The sequence below is a fragment of the Leptospiraceae bacterium genome (genome assembly GCA_015075105.1).
Lineage (GTDB): Bacteria > Spirochaetota > Leptospiria > Leptospirales > Leptospiraceae > JABWCC01.
Genome location: JABTUZ010000001.1, coordinates 1,520,961 through 1,540,537, shown reverse-complemented (window position 1 = coordinate 1,540,537; position 19,577 = coordinate 1,520,961). Strand labels below are relative to the sequence as shown.

Annotated in this window: 22 protein-coding genes, 2 tRNA genes and 1 pseudogene; 6 read left to right on the top strand and 19 right to left on the bottom strand. The window is 34.8% G+C overall.

The genetic code is table 11. From position 1 onward, the window contains the following. Positions 1–59: 59 nt before the first annotated feature. The 5 genes and pseudogenes from HS129_07515 to HS129_07495 form a co-directional block, all read right to left on the bottom strand. Positions 60–632, bottom strand: coding sequence for an SCO family protein (locus tag HS129_07515; GenBank protein ID MBE7411895.1), 573 nt, complete (start codon positions 630–632; stop codon positions 60–62). Next, a complete protein-coding gene (locus HS129_07510) occupies positions 629–1,327 on the bottom strand; it encodes a formylglycine-generating enzyme family protein (GenBank protein MBE7411894.1) in 699 nt (232 codons plus the stop codon). Before HS129_07510 ends, HS129_07515 begins: the two co-directional genes overlap by 4 nt. Before the next feature lie 105 nt (positions 1,328–1,432). Next, positions 1,433–1,921: a cytochrome c gene (locus HS129_07505; protein MBE7411893.1), complete on the bottom strand. Its 489-nt coding sequence runs from the start codon at positions 1,919–1,921 to the stop codon at positions 1,433–1,435. A 1,395-nt stretch (positions 1,922–3,316) separates the two neighbouring features. After that, a pseudogene (locus tag HS129_07500) lies at positions 3,317–3,526 on the bottom strand (hypothetical protein). Next, on the bottom strand, positions 3,527–4,402 hold the full coding sequence (locus HS129_07495; GenBank protein ID MBE7411892.1) for a glycerophosphodiester phosphodiesterase: 876 nt from the start codon (positions 4,400–4,402) through the stop codon (positions 3,527–3,529). A 206-nt stretch (positions 4,403–4,608) separates the two neighbouring features. On the opposite strand from HS129_07495, the gene HS129_07490 reads away from it, so the two are divergent. The 3 genes from HS129_07490 to HS129_07480 all read left to right on the top strand — a co-directional run bounded on the left by HS129_07490 (position 4,609) and on the right by HS129_07480 (position 7,265). Beyond that, positions 4,609–5,022 carry a response regulator gene (locus tag HS129_07490; protein ID MBE7411891.1) on the top strand — a complete coding sequence of 138 codons (414 nt, stop codon included), beginning with the start codon at positions 4,609–4,611 and terminating at the stop codon, positions 5,020–5,022. Positions 5,023–5,256: 234 nt separating this feature from the next. Next, a complete protein-coding gene (locus HS129_07485) occupies positions 5,257–6,915 on the top strand; it encodes an FAD-dependent oxidoreductase (protein ID MBE7411890.1) in 1,659 nt (552 codons plus the stop codon). Next, positions 6,912–7,265 (top strand): rhodanese-like domain-containing protein, encoded by a 354-nt coding sequence (locus tag HS129_07480; GenBank protein ID MBE7411889.1) that lies wholly within the window; start codon positions 6,912–6,914, stop codon positions 7,263–7,265. Before HS129_07485 ends, HS129_07480 begins: the two co-directional genes overlap by 4 nt. 29 nt (positions 7,266–7,294) lie before the next feature. Here HS129_07480 and ccrA read toward each other — a convergent pair whose 3' ends face one another. Then, positions 7,295–8,542 (bottom strand): crotonyl-CoA carboxylase/reductase, encoded by a 1,248-nt coding sequence (gene ccrA, locus HS129_07475; protein ID MBE7411888.1) that lies wholly within the window; start codon positions 8,540–8,542, stop codon positions 7,295–7,297. Positions 8,543–9,218: 676 nt separating this feature from the next. Between ccrA and HS129_07470 the strand changes: the two genes are divergently transcribed. Beyond that, a complete protein-coding gene (locus HS129_07470) occupies positions 9,219–9,557 on the top strand; it encodes a DUF1564 family protein (protein ID MBE7411887.1) in 339 nt (112 codons plus the stop codon). A 321-nt stretch (positions 9,558–9,878) separates the two neighbouring features. On the opposite strand, the gene HS129_07465 is transcribed toward HS129_07470, so the two are convergent. From HS129_07465 to HS129_07440, 6 genes are all read right to left on the bottom strand, one after another. Beyond that, positions 9,879–10,280 carry a hypothetical protein gene (locus HS129_07465; protein MBE7411886.1) on the bottom strand — a complete coding sequence of 134 codons (402 nt, stop codon included), beginning with the start codon at positions 10,278–10,280 and terminating at the stop codon, positions 9,879–9,881. After that, positions 10,267–10,419: a hypothetical protein gene (locus tag HS129_07460; GenBank protein ID MBE7411885.1), complete on the bottom strand. Its 153-nt coding sequence runs from the start codon at positions 10,417–10,419 to the stop codon at positions 10,267–10,269. Before HS129_07460 ends, HS129_07465 begins: the two co-directional genes overlap by 14 nt. Before the next feature lie 62 nt (positions 10,420–10,481). Continuing rightward, a complete protein-coding gene (locus HS129_07455; GenBank protein MBE7411884.1) occupies positions 10,482–10,637 on the bottom strand; it encodes a hypothetical protein in 156 nt (51 codons plus the stop codon). 12 nt (positions 10,638–10,649) lie between these two features. Next, positions 10,650–11,015, bottom strand: a complete 366-nt coding sequence (locus HS129_07450) for a hypothetical protein (GenBank protein ID MBE7411883.1) — start codon at positions 11,013–11,015, stop codon at positions 10,650–10,652. 71 nt (positions 11,016–11,086) lie between these two features. Next, complete coding sequence (locus HS129_07445; GenBank protein ID MBE7411882.1) at positions 11,087–11,272, bottom strand: hypothetical protein; 186 nt, start codon at positions 11,270–11,272, stop codon at positions 11,087–11,089. A 615-nt stretch (positions 11,273–11,887) separates the two neighbouring features. Then, positions 11,888–12,052, bottom strand: a complete 165-nt coding sequence (locus HS129_07440; protein MBE7411881.1) for a hypothetical protein — start codon at positions 12,050–12,052, stop codon at positions 11,888–11,890. Positions 12,053–12,482: 430 nt separating this feature from the next. Between HS129_07440 and HS129_07435 the strand changes: the two genes are divergently transcribed. After that, positions 12,483–12,644, top strand: a complete 162-nt coding sequence (locus HS129_07435) for a hypothetical protein (GenBank protein ID MBE7411880.1) — start codon at positions 12,483–12,485, stop codon at positions 12,642–12,644. A gap of 30 nt (positions 12,645–12,674) precedes the next feature. On the opposite strand, the gene HS129_07430 is transcribed toward HS129_07435, so the two are convergent. The 6 genes from HS129_07430 to HS129_07405 all read right to left on the bottom strand — a co-directional run bounded on the left by HS129_07430 (position 12,675) and on the right by HS129_07405 (position 15,941). Then, positions 12,675–12,941 (bottom strand): hypothetical protein, encoded by a 267-nt coding sequence (locus HS129_07430; GenBank protein ID MBE7411879.1) that lies wholly within the window; start codon positions 12,939–12,941, stop codon positions 12,675–12,677. Between the two features lie 78 nt (positions 12,942–13,019). Next, positions 13,020–13,241 carry a hypothetical protein gene (locus HS129_07425; GenBank protein MBE7411878.1) on the bottom strand — a complete coding sequence of 74 codons (222 nt, stop codon included), beginning with the start codon at positions 13,239–13,241 and terminating at the stop codon, positions 13,020–13,022. Positions 13,242–13,408: 167 nt separating this feature from the next. Continuing rightward, a tRNA-Glu gene (locus HS129_07420) sits at positions 13,409–13,480 on the bottom strand. A 14-nt stretch (positions 13,481–13,494) separates the two neighbouring features. Next, positions 13,495–13,567 (bottom strand) — tRNA-Lys (locus HS129_07415). A 69-nt stretch (positions 13,568–13,636) separates the two neighbouring features. Further along, positions 13,637–14,908, bottom strand: coding sequence for an adenylosuccinate synthase (locus HS129_07410; GenBank protein MBE7411877.1), 1,272 nt, complete (start codon positions 14,906–14,908; stop codon positions 13,637–13,639). A 1-nt stretch (position 14,909) separates the two neighbouring features. After that, complete coding sequence (locus HS129_07405) at positions 14,910–15,941, bottom strand: ATP phosphoribosyltransferase regulatory subunit (GenBank protein MBE7411876.1); 1,032 nt, start codon at positions 15,939–15,941, stop codon at positions 14,910–14,912. Between the two features lie 128 nt (positions 15,942–16,069). Between HS129_07405 and HS129_07400 the strand changes: the two genes are divergently transcribed. Beyond that, the gene (locus HS129_07400; protein MBE7411875.1) at positions 16,070–18,100 is read left to right on the top strand and encodes a 1-acyl-sn-glycerol-3-phosphate acyltransferase; all 2,031 of its coding nucleotides are present in this window, start codon (positions 16,070–16,072) and stop codon (positions 18,098–18,100) included. A gap of 100 nt (positions 18,101–18,200) precedes the next feature. Here HS129_07400 and HS129_07395 read toward each other — a convergent pair whose 3' ends face one another. Then, the gene (locus HS129_07395; GenBank protein ID MBE7411874.1) at positions 18,201–19,577 is read right to left on the bottom strand and encodes an amino acid permease; all 1,377 of its coding nucleotides are present in this window, start codon (positions 19,575–19,577) and stop codon (positions 18,201–18,203) included.

The following is a 19,577-nucleotide window of genomic DNA, read 5'->3' as shown; positions in this document are numbered from 1 at the left end:
TTAGTCAAGACTATTCTGGAGTCTTCTTTAATTTAGTCGAGACTATTCTGGAGCCTAATTCAATTCAGTTGTATTTTTTTTTGGATTTCTGAGAATTCCCCACCAATCCCTTTTTCTTTAGCTAAAATATTTCCTTTTTCTGAAATCAGTGTAACTATGGCTGAGTGGGAGATTTCACCGTCGTCCATTTTTTTAAAATCTGTTTCTAATACAATGGATAGCTCTCGAATTGCATCTTTGTTTCCACTTAATAGAATCCACCTTGATTCATTTAGTTGCATTTTTTCGATATAGGCTTTCATCTTTTCGGGAGAATCTTTTTCTTCGTCTAAAGATACCATTACAAATTTACTTTTTTTTAGTGTACTTTTAGAGAGGCTTTTCTCTAATTTTTTAATATCGCTCACGATTCTAGGACACACAGAATTACAAGAACTGTAAAACATGGATATAAAAACTAAATTTCCCATAAGCTCTTTTAGTTTCATTTCTTTTCCATTTTGGTCTTTCCAAACCGATTCTAAAACGTAAGGCGAAATAGCCGGTTCTTTGGAAATTTCAGACTCTTCTTTTTTGCAAAAACTAAAAAGTAAAGTCGTAATTAGAATAGAGATTTGTAATTTTTTAGTCATAGTATTTTTTTTTGAATAGGTACATCTAAGGCACAACGAAACCCAAGATTTGCTATTGTATATCTCCCTTTTAGACCACTTCTAAACGCAAACCGCATGTAAGAAGCGTAATTTTTAAAATCTTTTAAAGCAAGGCTTGCTCCACCACAAAATAAATTCCTGTCTAGATCCGAATCGGAGCGAGAGTCTTCGGTTACAGATGCAGTGTTAAAATCATCAACCCATTCCCAAACAGAGCCAATTAGGTCGTATGCACCTGACTTACTTTTCCACACAGTCCCTACTTTTGGGAAAATTTTTGGGTTGGGTTTAGAATACCACTCTAAGATTTTATCGTTGTCTTTTTGAGTGTGTGTCCCGCTATCCGTAGCTGCAAATTCCCATTCTGTGACTGTTGGAAGCCTTTTTCCTTTCCACTTACAATAAGCCCTTGCACTAAACCAAGACACATAAGTCACGGGAGAATCTTCATTACAAGAAGAAAATATTCCACAGTCTTTTAATTTAGCTAAATAGTTTGAGTCTGCATAGATCGGTAAAATATTTTCTTTTTGCCATGATGGATTTTCCTTTAAGAATTTCTGATAATCTTTATTGGTAACAGGGTAGGTGTCTAAGAAAAAGGATTGTACTTTTGCTTTTATTTTTTGGTTTGCAAAAGGAGGAAAAAAATTCCCTCCTTCTACTAAAACCATATTTTCAAAATTAGGATTTGAAAAAACTGCCTGAACAGTTAAAAAAAAGATAAACAGGTGAGACTGAAAAAAAATTATCTTTTTCAAAAAGTGTGAATTCAAGGCTTATCTCTCTGGTTTTACCTCGTCCGCATGGATTACATGACCTGCGTTTCCCCAACTGTTATAAACATAAGTTAGTACATCTGCTACATCTTCATCTCCAAGAGTTTGAGGAGGCATGACGTTGTCGTATTTTTTTCCGTTTACGGTAATCGGACCACTGATCCCTTTTACAACCGTGTGGATTGCCCTTTTTTTATCTTTGTTTAAAAAGTCGCTTTTTGCGAGGGGTGGAAATGAACCGGGAGAGCCTTGTCCTTCTCCTAAGTGGCAAGCAACACAAATTTCAGAATAAATCTTTTTTCCTGATGCAATTTTTTCTTCTTTGGTTTTTTCGACTCCAGCTTTTGGAGCTTCTGCTGATTTTTCTTGGTTGGAGTTTGTGTCCGACTTTTCTGAGTTTTGTTCTCCGCAATTCCAAGCTAAAAGAAATGATATTCCAAATAATAAAACTAAAATTGTTTTACTAAAATTTTTCAATCTATCGTTCATAATTTTTCCTTTTTATAAGTTTTGTAATGGTTTTTTTTGATAGACCATTCTTAATTCCATGTTTTTGGAATTTATCATTTATAAAAGAAATAATTTTTACTGCTTTGGTTTTTTTATAGGAATGAAAAATTAGAGTATTTCCAAAAAATTTAACTTGGATTTTATGACGCTATTGCAAAAACCCCTTTCAGGGCTTTTTACAACGCTAGAAAATGACACTTTTATTGGCTTTTTGAACAATTGCTTTTTCAAAAAACGACTTTTTGCAGGTACGCCATTTTATAAATACAGCAAAGCCACTTGCTCAATTTTTTAAAAAGTCATTTTCCTGAAACTATATATTTTAATTCATTTTAAAAATTTGTACCGTGCAAATTATTTTAAAATAGAAGTTACCTCTGTATAAATATGTACCTTTAGATAATCCCCTTCAGGAAAAGAATATAGAACAGGGTGGTCTGCTTCATTTCTTAACCGAATCGGTTTTTTATATTTTTTCTTGGATTTAGATAGACTGTCTTTACAAATCCTTTCAAATTCATTTTTATGGATCCTATTGGAGCAAGAGCATAAAATGAGAGTTCCTTTCTCGGATAGAAAGGGCAGGCTGTCTTCGATGAAACGAGAATAAATCAATTTTGCTTTTGTAACATCTTTTGCATTAGAAGTTAGACTTGGTGGGTCTATTAGAATCACGTCAAAAAACTCATTTAGCTCTTCTAAGTATTTTGATAAATTTTTAAATAAATCTAATTTCTTTACTATGTGTTTTTTTCTGGTAGAATCTGTAAGATTTTTTAGATGAGTTTGAATAGAGGTCTCACTATCTTCTAAAGAATAAATAGACTTCGCCCCAGTTCTTTCTATAACTACGGAAGTCAAACCGTTGTTCGAAAATAGGTTCAAAACTTTTTTGCCTTGAAATAGTTTTTGATTTGTTATAATAAAATCTCTCAGGTTACGGAGATCATCGTAAGTACCACCTTTTTGAGATTGCAGGTTTATATTATACTCTAAATTTCTGTAATGGAGAAGTGTATTATTTTGGAGAGTGCCTTTCAGTAATTTAAGATTTTCTTTGGAGTGAGGGAGGTTTTCCTTGCCGATCCTGCGAGGAATTTTAAGTAGAATATTTTTTGCTTTTACAGAAAATTTTTTTTCTAAATAGTAATTTAAAACGCGGCTAACGTATCTTGAATATACCGAAAGTGAGTCAGAATACACCATAACAATTAGGGAATTTCCATGCATATCTATCGTGATTCCTGGAAATCCGTCATTTTCCCCATGAATCCACCTGAGGCTATCCGTGTATTCTAAAAGAGGAAGTCTTTTTTTTATAGCGGTGAATACCATACCGTGCACTTCTTGAAGAGAAAAATTTTCTCCAAAATAGATTATTCGAATTGCAATTAAGCCATTAGAGGAATAAATCCCTATACCGGAAGTTTTTGGCGAGTCGTCGGATACAATTTCAACCAACCTGCCGTTTCGAAATTCTTTTTTGTTTTTGATTTGACGATTGAATATCCAAGGGTGTTTTTTTTGAAAGGAAAGTTTTGTCTTTCCATTTAAAAAATACTTTCCTATGGTCTTCAGAGAAATTTATCCACGGTTTAAAATGCTGATAACTAAATCCGGATCATCAGAAATAATTCCATCCACATTCATATCGATCATGCGTTGTATTTCTTCTTTAGAATTTACAGTCCAAGGGATTACTCTGATCCCCATAGATCGAATTTTTTGGACATGCTCTTTTGTAATCCATTGGTAGTTTGGTGAAATCGTATCTGCCTCTATCCCGATTGCAGTCTGCGCGTAATCAACTAAGTTCCCTTCAAAAAGAGCGACAAGTTTTGCTTTTGGATAGAGTCTTTTGATTATAGTCAGGGTCCTGTAGTCAAAGGACTGAAAATAAACTCGGTCTAAAAAGTTTTCCCCTTTTAGTACGTTTATGAGTAGCTCACTGAATTCTAAAGGGGAAACAGTCCATTTTTCTAAGCCGGGAGAAATCTTGGTTTCAATATTGAGTTTTACTTTGTCTTTCCCTGATTTTTTTACTAAGTGAATAACGTCCGTAAGCAGTGGCCTTGAAGTTTTGGGAATTGATTTTTGATTTGGGAATCTTTTTTGAGTTATACTACCACAGTCGTATTTTTTTATTTCGTCATAATTTAGGGTTATTATGGGAATACCCTCGTTTAGTAATCTTCCTTCAGGAGATAAGCAGTCTTCTTTTTCTAAAAAAAGATCATGGCTCACTACTAACTTTTTATCTTTACTCACAACAACGTCCAATTCCAATACGTCAATATTTTTAGAAAGAGCGTATTCAAAAGAAGGTAGAGTGTTCCCCGGAAACTTGGCTCTGGCTCCCTGATGTCCTTGAATTTCGATGACTGGTTTTTCTAAGAGTCTTGGTCTTATACCGCAATGAATAAATAGAAAAATATTTACGATGTAAAATAATCTTTTCATACTGCCATAAACCACAATTCTTTGAAAATATCTATCAAAAATTAGAAAAAGTATTTTATTCTTTAATACATGGATTTTTCGATCCGATACTCAGGTAATAACGAATTTTTCTTGGAAAATTTTGTAAAAATAGGTTGCACAAATACTTTTCATTTGCAAGAGTGGAGTTAGAAATTTTTCTAAACCTTTTAGAGCCAAAAATATAGATGACCCACCTGCAGAAGAAAATTCTATTAGTTGAAGACAACGAAATGGTGTCTATGGTGCATTTACAGGCTTTAGAAAGTTTTGGTTTTTTAAGCACACACGCCTCCAATGGTGAAGAAGCTATTCAATTTGCAGAGAAATCTGAAATCGATCTAGTGATTATGGACATTGATCTCGGAGAAGGGATGAATGGATTGGAAACAGCAAAAAGAATTCAAAAGTCAAAAGATGTTCCAATTTTATTTTTTTCTTCCCATAACGAAAAAGAAATTGTTGAGAAGGCAAGAGATATTTCCAGATATGGTTATGTTACAAAAGGATCAGGGCTGCCTGTTCTAAAAACCTCGATTGATGTTGCACTCGGGTTTCATGATACAGAAAAGAAATTAAGCCATTTTTTGACTTCAAAGTAAATTCAGAGAGTTCACTACAGCAAAAAGTTATTTGTAAATAGATCGATTAAAAAAAATAGTCAAGCCGCAATTTACACGAACATAAACAAATTCCTCTAATCAAATTTTTTAAAAAAATCTCCTGGTTTTATCTATTCTTATAAAGGAAAAATTTGAGTAACCCCTATACCCATAGGGGTATATTGTTCTGGACAAAATTTTGCAGTGAAAAAAAATTGGATATAGAGAAATATTATGGAAAAAATTATTATTGTAGGCGGGGTTGCCGGTGGGGCTACAGCAGCAGCCAGAATTCGCAGAATTTCCGAGGCTTGTGAGATTACTATTATCGAAAAGGGACCTTATGTGTCTTATGCGAATTGCGGTCTCCCTTATTTTATTTCTGGAGAGATTCAAAAAAGATCTCAGTTGCTACTTCAGACTCCTGATGGGTTTTGGGGACGCTATAAAATCCAAGTTTTCATAGAAACAGAAGCTGTAGAAATCAATCGAGAAAATAAGAAGATTAAGATACAAAATTCTGATGGTGAAAAATGGTTAGAATACGATAAGTGTATTTTAGCGCAAGGGGGAAACCCAGTCATTCCTGAACTACCCGGATCAAATTCGCCTAACGTATTCAAATTGTGGAATGTTCCCGATATGGATCGAATCCATGATTTTATAAACAAAGAAAAGCCAGTGAGCGCTGTAGTTGTAGGAGGAGGGTTTATCGGTATTGAAATGGGTGAAGCATTTCATCTAAGAAAACTCGACACTACAATAGTAGAGCTTTCTAATCAAGTTATGGCAACTATGGATAAGGAGTTTGGGTATTACGCTCAGAAAAAATTAGAATCGTCCGGGGTGAAAGTGATAGCAGGACTTGGAGTCAAATCTATCGAGTCGTCCACTAAAGAAGTAATTCTAAGCGATGGTCGAAAGATTCCTGCCGGGATTGTTTTATTTTCTGTTGGAGTTAGACCTGAATTGAATCTCGCAAAAAGTTGTGGGTTAGAAATCGGAAAATCCGGCGGGCTTTTAGTGAACGAATATTTACAAACCTCTGATCCAAATATTTTTGCAGCGGGGGATATGGTAGAAATACTTCATAAAGTTTCAGGGAAAAAGGTTAGAGTTCCTCTTGCAGGACCTGCCAATAGACAAGGTAGAATCGTTGGAACAAATGTGCTCGGTGGAAAAATTCCTTACCGTGGTTCCATAGGCACAAGTGTGGTGAAGATTTTTGATTCTACTCTTGCATCTACAGGGCTTTCTGAAAAAGCTGCAGTGGATGCAGGATTTGAAGTAGGGGTAGCAATCATTCACAAAAATAACCACGCTTCTTACTACCCAGGGTCTGAAGAGATTACATTGAAATTGGTTTACGATAAGAAAAATTCAAGGGTTCTGGGTGCACAAGGTTTCGGAAAAAGTGGGGTAGAGAAAAGGATTGATGTTATTTCTGTTGCAATCCACGGGAAGATGACCTTGGAAGATTTGTCGGAATTGGACTTAGCGTATTCTCCACCCTATTCTAGTGCAAACGACCCTGTAAATATGATCGCATTCATAGCAGAAAATTCAAGATCAGGGTTTAGTCCAACTGTGACTTCAAGGGAGTTGAAAAATCAATTTTCGGAAAATAATTCTGTGTTACTCGATGTTAGAAACTTAGGTGAATATTCTAAAGGACATATTCTGAATAGCCTGAATATTCCTGTGGATGAGCTAAGATTTCGGATTTCTGAAATCCCGAAAAATAAAAAATTATTCGTGTATTGCAGGGTTGGTTTTAGAGGACATTTGGCTACAAGGATTCTATTGCAAAATGGATTTAAAGATGTCTGGAATGTTAGTGGTGGAATTTTAAGTATTTTAGCAGAAGGAGAATTTGAGGAGGTGAAAGAATGAGTATTAGCACTTTATGGTTTATCATTGCAATTGTAGTGATTTTTGGAATTCAGTTTTTATTAAAAAGGAGAGGAAGAGTGTCACAAAATATTCTAATTGAAAAAATTCAGTCTGGGGCGAAAATCATCGACGTAAGAACTAAAGATGAGTTTCAAGATGGACATTATAATAAAGCGATTAACATCCCTTTAAATACCTTGTCTTCAAGACTTGGTGAATTAGGAGATAAAAGTAAGCCAATAGTTTTGTATTGCGCATCAGGTGTAAGAAGTGCATCGGCAACTCAACTATTAAAATCAAACGGTTTTATAGATGTAGTCAATGCCGGTGGGCTTGGAGATATGCCGTAAATTATTACGGCATATTTTTTTTTTGAAAGTTACTTTTTTCCCATTCCTATATTTTTAGCGCCAACTAAAATAGACATATTTCCTGAAGGGTGCTTATTTTCACGCATCAATTGGTGTGCGGTTGCTGTTTCTTCAAATGTATAAGTCTTGGAAAGTACAGGATCTACTTTTTTTGCAATTACAAGCTCATTCAATTCGCGAGCGTTATCGTCGTTTGCAAAATGAGAGCCTTGTAGTCTTTTTTGACGCATCCACAAATATCTTAAATCGCAAGTAGCATTGAACCCGCTTGTTCCAGCACAAATTACAACCATACCACCTGTCTCACAAACAAACACAGAGGTAGGAAGAGTTGACTCACCCGGGTGCTCAAATACAATTCTTGGATTTTTTCCTTTTCCTGCAATATCCCAAATTGCTTTTCCGAAATCTCTCGCCTTTTTAGTCCACTCTGCAAAAGCCTCAGGCTTGTTTATATCAGAAGTTAAAGCTCCCCAGTGTTTGAAATTGTTTCTGTTTATCACACCGGTTGCGCCTAACTTCTTACAAAATTCGATCTTATCGTCAGAGCTTACTACTGCAATTGGAACTCCACCCGCAGCTTTTACGATTTGAATCGCCATTGCTCCAAGCCCTCCAGCCCCTCCCCAGATTAAAACTACATCGTCCGGCTTTACATTATTTGGTTTCCAGTGGTGGAGCATTCTGTATGCAGTTGCAGCCACAAGCATATAAGCCGCAGACTCCTCCCATGAAAGGTGCTTTGGTTTTGGGAGACATTGGTGGTCTTGCACTTTACAAAATTGAGCAAATGAGCCCCAGTTAGTTTCATAACCCCAGATTAACTGTGATGGTGCAAACATCGGGTCGTTTCCTGCCTTCACCCAAGGGTCTTCCTTTTCCCAAACTCCACAGTGGATTACAACTTCATCTCCTACTTTTACGTTTTTTACGTCTTTCCCTATTTTCCATACGATTCCTGAAGCGTCTGATCCGCCTATGTGAAACTTTTCGGACTCTCCCTTTTTATTTCGTGCACCAATTACATCCACCGGAAATCCAAGAGCTGCCCATACATTGTTGTAGTTTACTCCAGCAGCCATAACCGCAACCAATACTTCGTCACCTTTTATTTCAGGGACTTCAATTTCTTCGTGTTGAAATGCTTTTGTAGGCTCTCCAAATCTTTCGGGTCGAATCACTTGAGCGTGCATTTTTTTGGGAACTACTCCTGAATCCGGTAGCTCACCTATTGGTACAATATCTAATTCTTTCATAAGGTCAGAAAAAATTTATCTAATAGAATTTCGAGTAAAAAACTAGTATATTTTAGTTGAATTGTCTGTAATGTTACACTCTTTGTTGAGATTTGGGACTTTTCGTGCAAAAATGTGGGATCTTCAATTCAGAGGACTGATAACGGAATTCTGAGGTTGGAAATAGTGGAAGTAGAATCTTTTCTAAATAGGTTTTATTTTTTAGGATGAGGTTTTGAGCTTTAGTAGAGTTTTTGAAATTTCGCTTTTAGTGCAGTTTTTGCACTTTTCGTGTGAAAATGTGGGATCTCCACTCTTTTCAGTAAAGTGCATGTTTTATACCAATTGTTCACCTTTCACGCAAAAATGTGGGATCTCCAATTCGGAGGACTGATGCTTGAAGTCTGAGGTCGGAAATAGATGAGGTAGGATTTTTGCAAATAGGTGTATCTTTTAGGATGAGGTTTTGAGCCTTAGTAGAGTTTTTGAAATTTCGCTTTTAGTGCAGATTTTACACTTTTCGTGCAAAAATGTGGGAACTCCATCGTTTTCGAGAAATTACGCTTTTAGTGCAGATTTGGGACTTTTTCTGTAAAAGTTAAAAAAATTTCTAAAAAAACGATAAAATTTTTTTTCTAAAGCAAACTTTTTTTACCTTATAAATGAGAGCAGAAAAATTTACTTTAAGGAGAAATTTATGAACCCACAAAAATATGTAGAAACACAACCGAGCTTGCTTGTTCCGGCAAAATATATGGACGAGTTCAATAGAAGAACGACGGGTTTTTCGAGACAAAAATATTTGCACGCACTGTTGAATAGATACAGAAATGTGATTCTTTGGGGTACTTTTGAGAAAATGGATAGAGTAAAGAAAGCGTATCAAGAAGTCGGACAAAATTTGCAGAAGAAGAATTTTACCCCGAATAACGAGGATTGGATAGACTATACAAATATCCCCCGTTATTCGGCAATAAAACCCGCCGATTATGTCGTTTTAACTATGCCTTTTTTGACATTCACCGGCGATCTTTGAAGTCCAAGAAAATTCTTTAAAGCTAAACGACTTACTTTTGAAGCGTCCATTTCGTTTGTCTTTGCGTATTCTTGAACTGCATTATACAAATCATCTTCAAGTTTAACATGTAAACTTTTGACTTTTGTTATCGCCATGTTTCCGAAACCTCCTTGTGAGAGATTTCGGGTAGTTCTATCGTCAACCACGCTTATCGTTCCAATCCGAGACATGGACATCATTTTGACCATGGCGGAAAATCTGTCAAGCGAAAAGTAGAATAATATTCTACTTTTTTTATAGAGGACGAAAAAAAAATTAGGGGAGTGGGTGTTTAGTGGGTTAGTCTGCTTTTAAAAGGATTAAATCATCATGGTAATAATGTTTTAAAATGCTGTAATTCTCCTTAGAAACGTATAACGGAAAACCATATTCGATGGCAAGGGATAACAAATAATAAAGATTGTCTCTCAATAGAGGATTTCCGGATTTTTCTTTCCTTGAAAAAAAATTACGAATCCCTGAATAAATAACTACTGTTTTTTCTCCAATTTGCATTGGCTCAATACCACTAAGAAAATCCTTTATTTTAAAAACGGAAATGTCTTTTTTTTCCGCTTTATAATAAAGCTCTGCAACTTCAACAATCGGCAAATAAGAAATTGTTTCTTCTGATATATCCAGTTTTCCGCTTTTTAACAATAAAAAAGAATCTTTATCAAGAATGATCTCATTTGCTTCCAAGTAATTTATTTATCTCCTTTCCTGATAAAGGAATTTCTTTTTTAAATTCAGAAGCACTAATTCCACCTTTTGCAGACTTCTTTTTCTTATATTCGGGGATTTGTAAAACTTTTGGTTTTTTCTTGGTTTTCGTTCTCATACCCATATTATCGCCCTTTATTTCATTTTGTCAAGTTGGTTTTTATGTAATCTCTGAGTCCATTATTCTAACTCCTTTAGGCTTTTTTCAATTTCTTGATACTCTAAAGTATCCTTGATTTTCGGACTTACTCCGAAAGTTCCTATCATGGAATCAAAAATTTTTTTCAGATTCTTTAAAACTGTTTTTACGTGCGTTAGTTCCTGAGCCTGTATCATGTTTTTCCTCCATTAGACATTATCAACTACCGTTAAACCTTCCATCCCCATTTCAGGAATATATTTTTTTGCAATTCCTTGTCCGATACCGACAAGCAAATTTACAAAATTATCTATTGTTTCCGGTGAAATATTTTTGATTGCTTCCATTGCTATTTCACCCAACATCGAAGATTTTTCTTTTCTTGGGTTTTTGTATTCCAGGCGAAGTTTTTCTTCATTAAGTGTTAATCGTTCTTGATACATTTCATCTTTAAATGACATTCTTTCTAAAAAGCTATTCTGAACATTTTCAACTTTTGCCTCAAATGCGTTTTTTATCGCTTCAAGTCTTGCCTCTGTGATTTTATTTTGAGCGTCCAAGACTTCTCTGTCCATGATTTTTTTTATGTTTAAAACTTCTGTAAGTTGATCAAAGTTAGAAATTTGTGTTTGTTGTTGACGTTGAACTATCGGGGCAAGATTTTCTTTTTCTTTGATAAATCCATTTTTGATTTTTTTCCATCTATGAAAATTTCATATTGAATAAATGGAGAGTCAAAAAATATTTCTGATTCCAAAATAGAATAATCTGGAATTTGTCGAACATCTGAAACCTCGTGAATGTCCAGCCCGTCCGAAAATGCAATTTTCAAAGTAGAATCCTTTGATTTGTGTTTCGGTCATTTTGTTTTCTCCTGAAAAATGTATTCAAGCTCGTCATCTGTAATTTCTTGTAATGTAGTTAGATAATAAGAATCATCTGGAATTTCATCTACAATGATTTCTTTTTGTCGGAAACTCAACTTTTTTGTGTTCCACGCCTAACGCATGTTTTTCCGAACATACAATATTCCGGCAAATCTTCTATAAGTAAATCACGTTCACATTTTTCTTCGTCAGGTTCTTTTTTGCATTCAGTCTTTACACTATCCGCCCACTCTTTCACTGTGTCTTTGTAATATAAGAATTTACCGCCACGTTTTCCGTCTTTTCGTTTCTCTTTTTCCCAACCTGCATACCACTTTCACGAATAAAATCATTTAGTTTTCTGTGTTTCACTGTTTTTCACCAAACAACCATTTTTTTCAATCTCAGTTAATCTATGAGTTACCAATTTCATTTTTTTTAACAAATCGTCAAATCGTGTTTTTAATACTTTGGTTTCAGAATCATTATTTTTTTAAACATGCCTAAAAAATATTGCAAAACTTATTTTTCAAAAGTCCTAAAAAATCTTTTTACCCACATAAGTAACGCTTTTTGGACACTTACTCCACGTCAGAAATATTTTCTTCGTGAATAAATTGATTTTTTTCCTGAAATTCTTTCAAAAGAATTTGATATTTTTTATTTTTCTCGAACTTCTCACGACCTTTCAAAAGTTTTTCGTGAGAATATTTTTCTCCATAGGTTTCCAAAAGCTCTACTTTCAAAAATCCCCTAAACCTCGTAGAAACTTCCTGATTTTTTAATTTTTGAAAATTGCAAAATTGTTCTGTTTGTTCTTTTTTACCTTATAAAGAAGAGCAGAAAAATTTACTTTAAGAAGAAATTTATGAGACCCATTTAATTTAGAAACTCATCAGAGCTTGCTTGTTCAGCAAAATATATGGACGAGTTCAATAGTTAACGAGGTTTATTGTTTTGCAGGAAATACCTGCTACGCAATTGTTGAACAGATACAGAAATGTGATTAAATTGGGGGACTTTTGAGAAATGTAGAGTTATATAAGCAGTATCAAGAAGTTTCCATTTTTCGCCATTGTTAGAAAACAATTTTTCGTGTTCAAATATGAGGACTGATTTGAGCTTGGGATTCTTGCAGATTGGCTCGGCACCACGAAGACCGCACTTTTTACTCTTTTGTTAGTGCTTGATCTTGCCGAATGGGACATAATTCTTCCAAGCCGGTTCTTCGAGAGTGGAGTTCCCACCCCGGTAACCACGATTGCGGGGGGATCTTACCTCTCCAAGAGAAAAACGACCCGTTACGACAGACTGATACGACACAAACCCGACGAATAAGAAGAAAAAGACAAAAAAATAGGATAGGGGTTACTCTCTAATTATCATTAAATCTTTTGACAAAACATAAACATGATTAGAATTCCCAATTAGAAAAATATTAAAATATTTTTCTCCGGTAATGCTTATTTCTTTTCTTTTAGCGGATAACATTTTCTGTATTTCAGGAAAGGCATTTATTGGAAAAGAAATAATTCGACCATCATCAAGATGTAATGACAAGCGATCTTTTTTAATATTTATTGTAAGAATATTTAGCTCAGCGAAGGTTACTACTTTTTTCTTCTCTTTTCTCATCCGCACGGTTTCCTTAATCAAAAAAAATTGCTTTAAAATTAATGTTTCTTTATAATTAGATCCTTTGACAACAATATATTACAAGAGGTCTGAGGATCGACCTTTTATTTTCAAAGCCTCTTGATCTTTTAATTCTAATTTATTGAATTGTCCTTTTGTAATATATAACCTTACGAAAAAAGGAGTCTTTATTTCATTGGATTTTAACTGAAACCTATTTCCAAAGCCCCACTTTAGAATTTTTTTTGATTTTATATCTAACTCAATAAAATATCTGATATCTTTATCTTGCTTTTTCATCAGAAACTCCTTGTTTTCTACCCGTAGCTCATAGAATGCAAATTCGGAAAGTAATGCGATATCTTTTTAAAAAAAGAAAAGAAAAACAGTAGTGCCACGGGGAATTAGAACTCCTGATTTCACAGGATAAAAACCTGTTGTCCTAATCATTTTGAAAAGAAAAACAGTAGTGCCACGGGGAATTGAACCCCGATTACCAGGATGAAAACCTGGTGTCCTAACCATTAGACGATGGCACCAAAATTAGTAATTATGAGTCGTTCGGGATTCGAACCCGAGACCCTCTCCTTAAAAGGGAGATGCTCTACCGACTGAGCTAACGACTCCTATGTTTTTACTAAAATATTTAAAAAGGCTCTGCCGTCAACAATGTTTGAAAGAAAAGTTGCAAATTTTCATAGAATTAGAGTATCTCCTCTGTCTGGACCTGTAGATAGAATAGAAATTGGAACTCCGACTAATTCTTGAATTTTTTTAAGAAAATTTTTACAATTATCCGGTAGATTGTTAAAATTTTTGACTCCCATGATATTTTCTTTCCAGCCCGGAAATTCTTCGTACAATACTTTTATATTTTCTAAACCATGAGAAGGAAAGTAATCGATTTTTTTTCCTTTGTACTCATATCCTACACCGACTGGTATTTTATCGTACTGGCTTAAAATATCAATTTTTGTCATACATAAAGAATCGAGTCCGTTTACTCTTGCAGAATGTTTCATCACTTCTACGTCAAACCATCCACACCTTCTCGGTCTGCCTGTAGTGGCTCCATATTCTCCACCCAGGTCGCGAAGTTTTTGTCCTTCTTCTCCAAATATTTCTGTAGGGAAGGGCCCTTCACCGACTCTGGTAGTATAAGCCTTAGTGATTCCGTAAACTTTTTTTAAATATTGATACGATATTCCTGTTCCGCATAACGCACCACCGGTTGTAGGGTTAGAGCTTGTAACATAAGGGTATGTCCCAAAATCCACATCGAGTCCTGTGCCTTGTGCTCCTTCCAATAAAACTTTTTTCCCTTTGCTTAGCTCGGTATTTAAAAAATAGGAAGTATTTGTAATAATGTGGGCAACTTTTTCTCGGAAAGGGTTAATTTTTTCCATAATTTCTTCAAAACTAACTTCTGGAAGTCCATAGAATTTTGTTAATTCAGCATTTTTTTGTTTTACGATAGTACGAACTTTTTCTTTTAAAATGTCGAGATCCAATATATCTCCTGCCCGGAGTCCTACTCGCATCATTTTGTCTGCATAGCAAATTCCGATTCCTCTTTTTGTAGTTCCGATTTTTCTGTCAGTGGAAGAAGAGGACTCTTTGAATGCATCAATGGATTTATGGTAGGGGAGAATTATGTGGCAGGAGTCACTAATCAGTAACTTTTCAAAAACTCTAAATCCGTCTGAAACTAATTTTTCACATTCTTGCAAAAATGATTCCGGATCGAGTACAACACCATTACCGATTACGCATAACGTATTGTCATAAATCACACCGGAAGGAACTAAGTGAAAAATATATTTTTTCCCATCTACAACAACTGTATGACCTGCATTAGCTCCACCTTGGTATCTTACAATAATATCAGTATCTTTACTAAGGTAATCAATAACTTTTGCCTTCCCTTCATCACCCCATTGTGCACCAACTACTAAACTTGCAGGCATATCAAACTCCTATTCTTTCGTTTTTTAATAACTCTTCTACAATATCCATGCTCATGGCAAAACCACATGCATTTTTTTGAACACCGGAATACCTCTCGTATAAGTGGTCATAAGCTCCTCCCATAAATACAGGGTCAGAAATATTTCCTGAGTATGCGTGAAAAACAAAGCCGGTATAGTAATTCAAATCTCGAATCAGGGAAAAATCTAAACAAAAATCGAAGGCTCTTTTTTTCTCATTCCAAACAGAGAGTATATTTTCTGTTTCGGAAATTAGATTTTCAAGTTTTAAATCGTACTTTTTTGAAATATGAAGAATATCTGTCTTTAGATTATGGAAATCAAAATTGAATAGAATAGATCGTATTAGATTTTGGAAATCAACTGGAACTTCTTTATCTTGAAAAAAACCGTTCAAACTAGGGGTATTTTTAGAATAGACTATATCGGAAAACAATTCTTTTTCTGTAGAATTTAAATTTAGGAAAGTGCTGATTTTTTCAAATACCAAAGTATTTCCCAAGACCAAGGTGATAGGATAAGGGAAATTTATATTCAAAAATAAATTTTCCAATTCTTCCAATAAACCTATAAAAGTATGGTAATCGGATCTACCTATGATTTCTGCTCCTAACTGAAAAGTCTCTCTTTTGGATCCGTTTTTTCTTTGGCTGTCTTTGATTACCCTACTGGAGTAAAAAACCTTTTGAGTTTCAGTCGGATAAGAAAAACTCGCCATACCTTTTACTACTTGAATCGTCAAATCAAAACTGGGGGAAATTTCGCTCCCCGATAGGTCTTTATATTTTAAGAGGTGGGTTTTTTCCATTTCGCTCAAGTGACCTGAAAAAGAAGAGCTGAAGTCAAAGGAGGGTGGAATTACCTCTAAATATCCATTTTTCATAAAAAATTTATGAATTTTATCTAAAAGTTTTCTTCTATACGTGCTTTTTTCCGGGCTTAGGAAATGAAACCCGTCAGGGATCCATTTTAACTCACCTGATTTCCCTATTGTTTTTTGTAATTTATCCATGAATTTCTTTTAGCCTTCACAAGAATAATTTTCACTAAAAATAACACAATCAAAAGAGAAAATTTTGTTGGACAAGTTCAAATCCAAATAGAAAGATTGAATACTTACATAGACACAGAGAGGGCAAGATGGCAGAAAAAGAAGCAACCGTAGGCAGATGGCACAAAGAATTTTTTGAAAATATTCATATCTTTTTGAAATCTGGGATGAGTGAGCCTGATGCGAAGGCTCTTTTGGAAAAGTTTTTAATGCTTTCGGGCTCGACTCCAATGCCTCCGGTTATGAATATATTCAAAGAGCCGGAATCTATCGAGACTATATCGGTTTACACGGAAAGGCAAGAAAAAGCACGAGATTTTATGAATCAGTTTCTTGCACCGATTATGAAAAATTTTAAGGTAGAAGGATTGGAAAATCTTGAAGAGGTCTCCAAATTAATAGGAAAATACCCGATTACTCTAATTTCTAACCATTTGAGTCACTTGGACGCGCCCGCTATTTTTCAATTGATATATAATTCGAGTGAATACGGTAAAAAATTTGCAGAGAATATGGTATTTATTGCGGGGAGGCTTGCTTTTGAGCCCGATTTTACTCGTCTTGGACTTTATATGTTTGGTACACTTTTGGTTTGCTCTAAAAGAGACATGTCAGACAATCCGAGTTTATCCGATCTTATGACTAAAATCAATATGAGGTCTTTTAGACTATCTCAAAAATTACAGGGTGAGGGTAAAGTTCTTTGTATTTTTCCGGAAGGGACAAGATCCAGAGACGGAAGACTTATGGCTTTCGTGGATACTGTGTACCACTATGTAGCCAATAAAGTAGTTATTCCGATTTCTCTCGAAGGAACAGAAAAAATTCTACCTACAACCGGATTTTTATTTAACGCAGCTCAAGGTAGAATTGTGATAGGTAAACCTGTGCTTGTAGGAGAGCTATCCAAAAAGTTGATGGAAAGTTTTCCTGCCCATATAGAGCAGATTAAATTTCCTGAGATTGGAGACAAGAAGCAGTTTTTGATTGATAACCTTGCACTTCTTGTAGGCTCTAATTTACACAAGCACCACCACGGGACATACAGAAACTTGTATAATGGAGACGCTTACGATCCTAAGCATAATGTACTGATTCAAAAGCCTAAGTCTCCCGAGGAAAATATTGTAGTGATCGGATCGAGCAATATGTCGGTCGCTGTTGGGACTTTACTTGCAAATAAAAATGTGACTGTTACGATATACCAGCCTAATAAAGAGTTGAGTGAGCAGTGTGAATTAGAAAGAAGAGACATTGAACACTACCCTCTGTACAAACTTCCACCGAATATCCGATTTACAAGCGATCCAGAAATTCTATCCAATGCTACTTTATTTGTGCAAGGAGCAAATCCTTGGGAGCTTGATACGATTTACCCTACAATTAAAAATTATATTCAAAAAAATAAGGCTCCCATTGTAAACGTGATTAAGGGATTTACTGGATCCCCTAAGGGTCTTATTTTAGACGACTTAGTGAATATATTCGGAATTGAAGAAGAAAGATTGTCCGTTGTAGCCGGAGCCTGCTACCCGGATCAAATCATGGAAAGAAAAATTTCAGGATTTGAAGTCGCAGCTACAAATAAGGACTTACTCCCCAAAATAAAAAAGCTATTCTCAACCGGATATATTTTTTCGAGAAGAGCGATAAACGAGACAGACGTGAAAGGTGTTCAACTCGGTGGTGCTTTAAAAACAATCTATGCTCTTTCTATGGGAATTGTGGAGGGGTATTTTAAACAAAACTTAGGTGGCAATGTTGACAATACCTTGTTTCATCTATCCAACCGATTTTTTAAAGAAATGACTGAAATTGGAATACACCTTGGAGGACACAAGGAAACATTTCAAGGGTTATCCGGGTTGACTGATTTTATGTTGGCTTGTTTTGGATCTGATACAAGAGACAGAAAACATGGATTTGATTTGGCAATGGGAAACCAATTAGATAAAATGTCCAATGGATTTTATGGATTAAGAGTCCTTCCGAATTTGATAAAAATTACGAAAGAAGAATACCCTGTAGTTGCAAGTGCATATTCAGTTGTAATCCAGAAAAAGAATTTGGACGAAATAATCACGAATATGCAGGGAGAACTTTTAAAACCAAGAAGTTAAATTTTCTTGTTGGATTGCTTTTTTATAGGTAGCGTGTACCTTTAAAAAAGTCTTTCTTGGAAATATATACGAAAAAAAAACTCACGGAAATTGCTATTTCCTAATGATGCAAAAACCGTTTTAAGGTTTTGATAAAAGAGTTTGTATATAAAAAGTAAACCGGTATGGAAAGTAAAAATACTCCAAGTCCCCACAGTGCTTCTACAGGTTTTTCATAGACAATAGCTCCAAGGATTGCAGAGTTTATTGCAATAAAAAATAAGGGAGTAAAAGGATAGAAAGGGATTTTGTATTCAGAATACAATTTTCTTTTTATAAACAGGAAGGTTGAGGCTGCGGTTAGAATAGATAAAAATAAAATCCCTGCCGTGACAAAGTAAACAAGACTTTCTAAGTCTTTGATGATAATAAAAATACTCGCATAAAGCGCCTGAAAAAAAATTGCGATATAGGGTGAATTGTATTTTGGGTGGAGCTTGGCAAGGCTTTGGAAAAATAACCCGTCATTTGCAAGTGCAAAATAGATTCTGGAACCACCAATGATAATTCCAGATAGAGAGCTGAGTATAATCCAGAGAAACAAAAATGATAGAAGGGGCAGAATTTTATCACCGAATAAATATTTTGAAGAGACAATCCCTATCCCTTCATTTGATTTCATTTCATGGACAGGAAGAGAAACTAAAAATAAAAAGTTTATCAAAATATAAAATAGACTAATTAAGCTGCATGCGATTACGATTGCTCTAGGAATGTTTTTCTTTGGGTCTTTGATCTCACCCGCAATATAGGTTACCATATTCCATCCAAAATACGAAAAAGTTATAGGGATGAGTCCGAATAGTAAATTTCCAAAAGAGATTTTTTCTGTATTTAAAAAAGGATCAGAAAAAAAAGAATAATTTTTATTTCCTATAATAAATCCAAAAAAAATAAAAAGTATAAGTCCTCCAAATTTCACAACGGTTAGAAGGTTTTGTATTCTAAAGGATGCTTGGATTCCGAAATAACCAATAGCACTTAGAGTGTAAACAGATAGTAAAGCAAATACTTGGGTTGACCCAAATTGAATATTCAAGCCTATAAAATTTAGTTGAAAAGAAATAGACTCTAAAAAATTTTCAGGAAAAAAATACATTAAATATTTTGAAAAAGCAAGTGATAAGGCAGAAATTGTAGCAGAAAAAGTAATTAGTAAAGAAATCCATCCGCTAAGAAAACCAACAAAAGGGTTATAGGCTTCTTTTAAATATATATAGTCTCCACCTGCTTTTGGGAACAAAATTGCAGGATAGGAATAGGTGAGTGCACCGGCTATCGCAACTAAGCCTCCCAGAATCCAAAGAAATAATACTAAATATGGGTTTTCCACCTTAGAAAGTATAAACCCTGATGTAAAAAAAATTCCGGATCCAATCACTGTTCCGAATATTAAAGAAACAGAATCAAACAGAGATAGAGTTCTTTTGAATTCCAA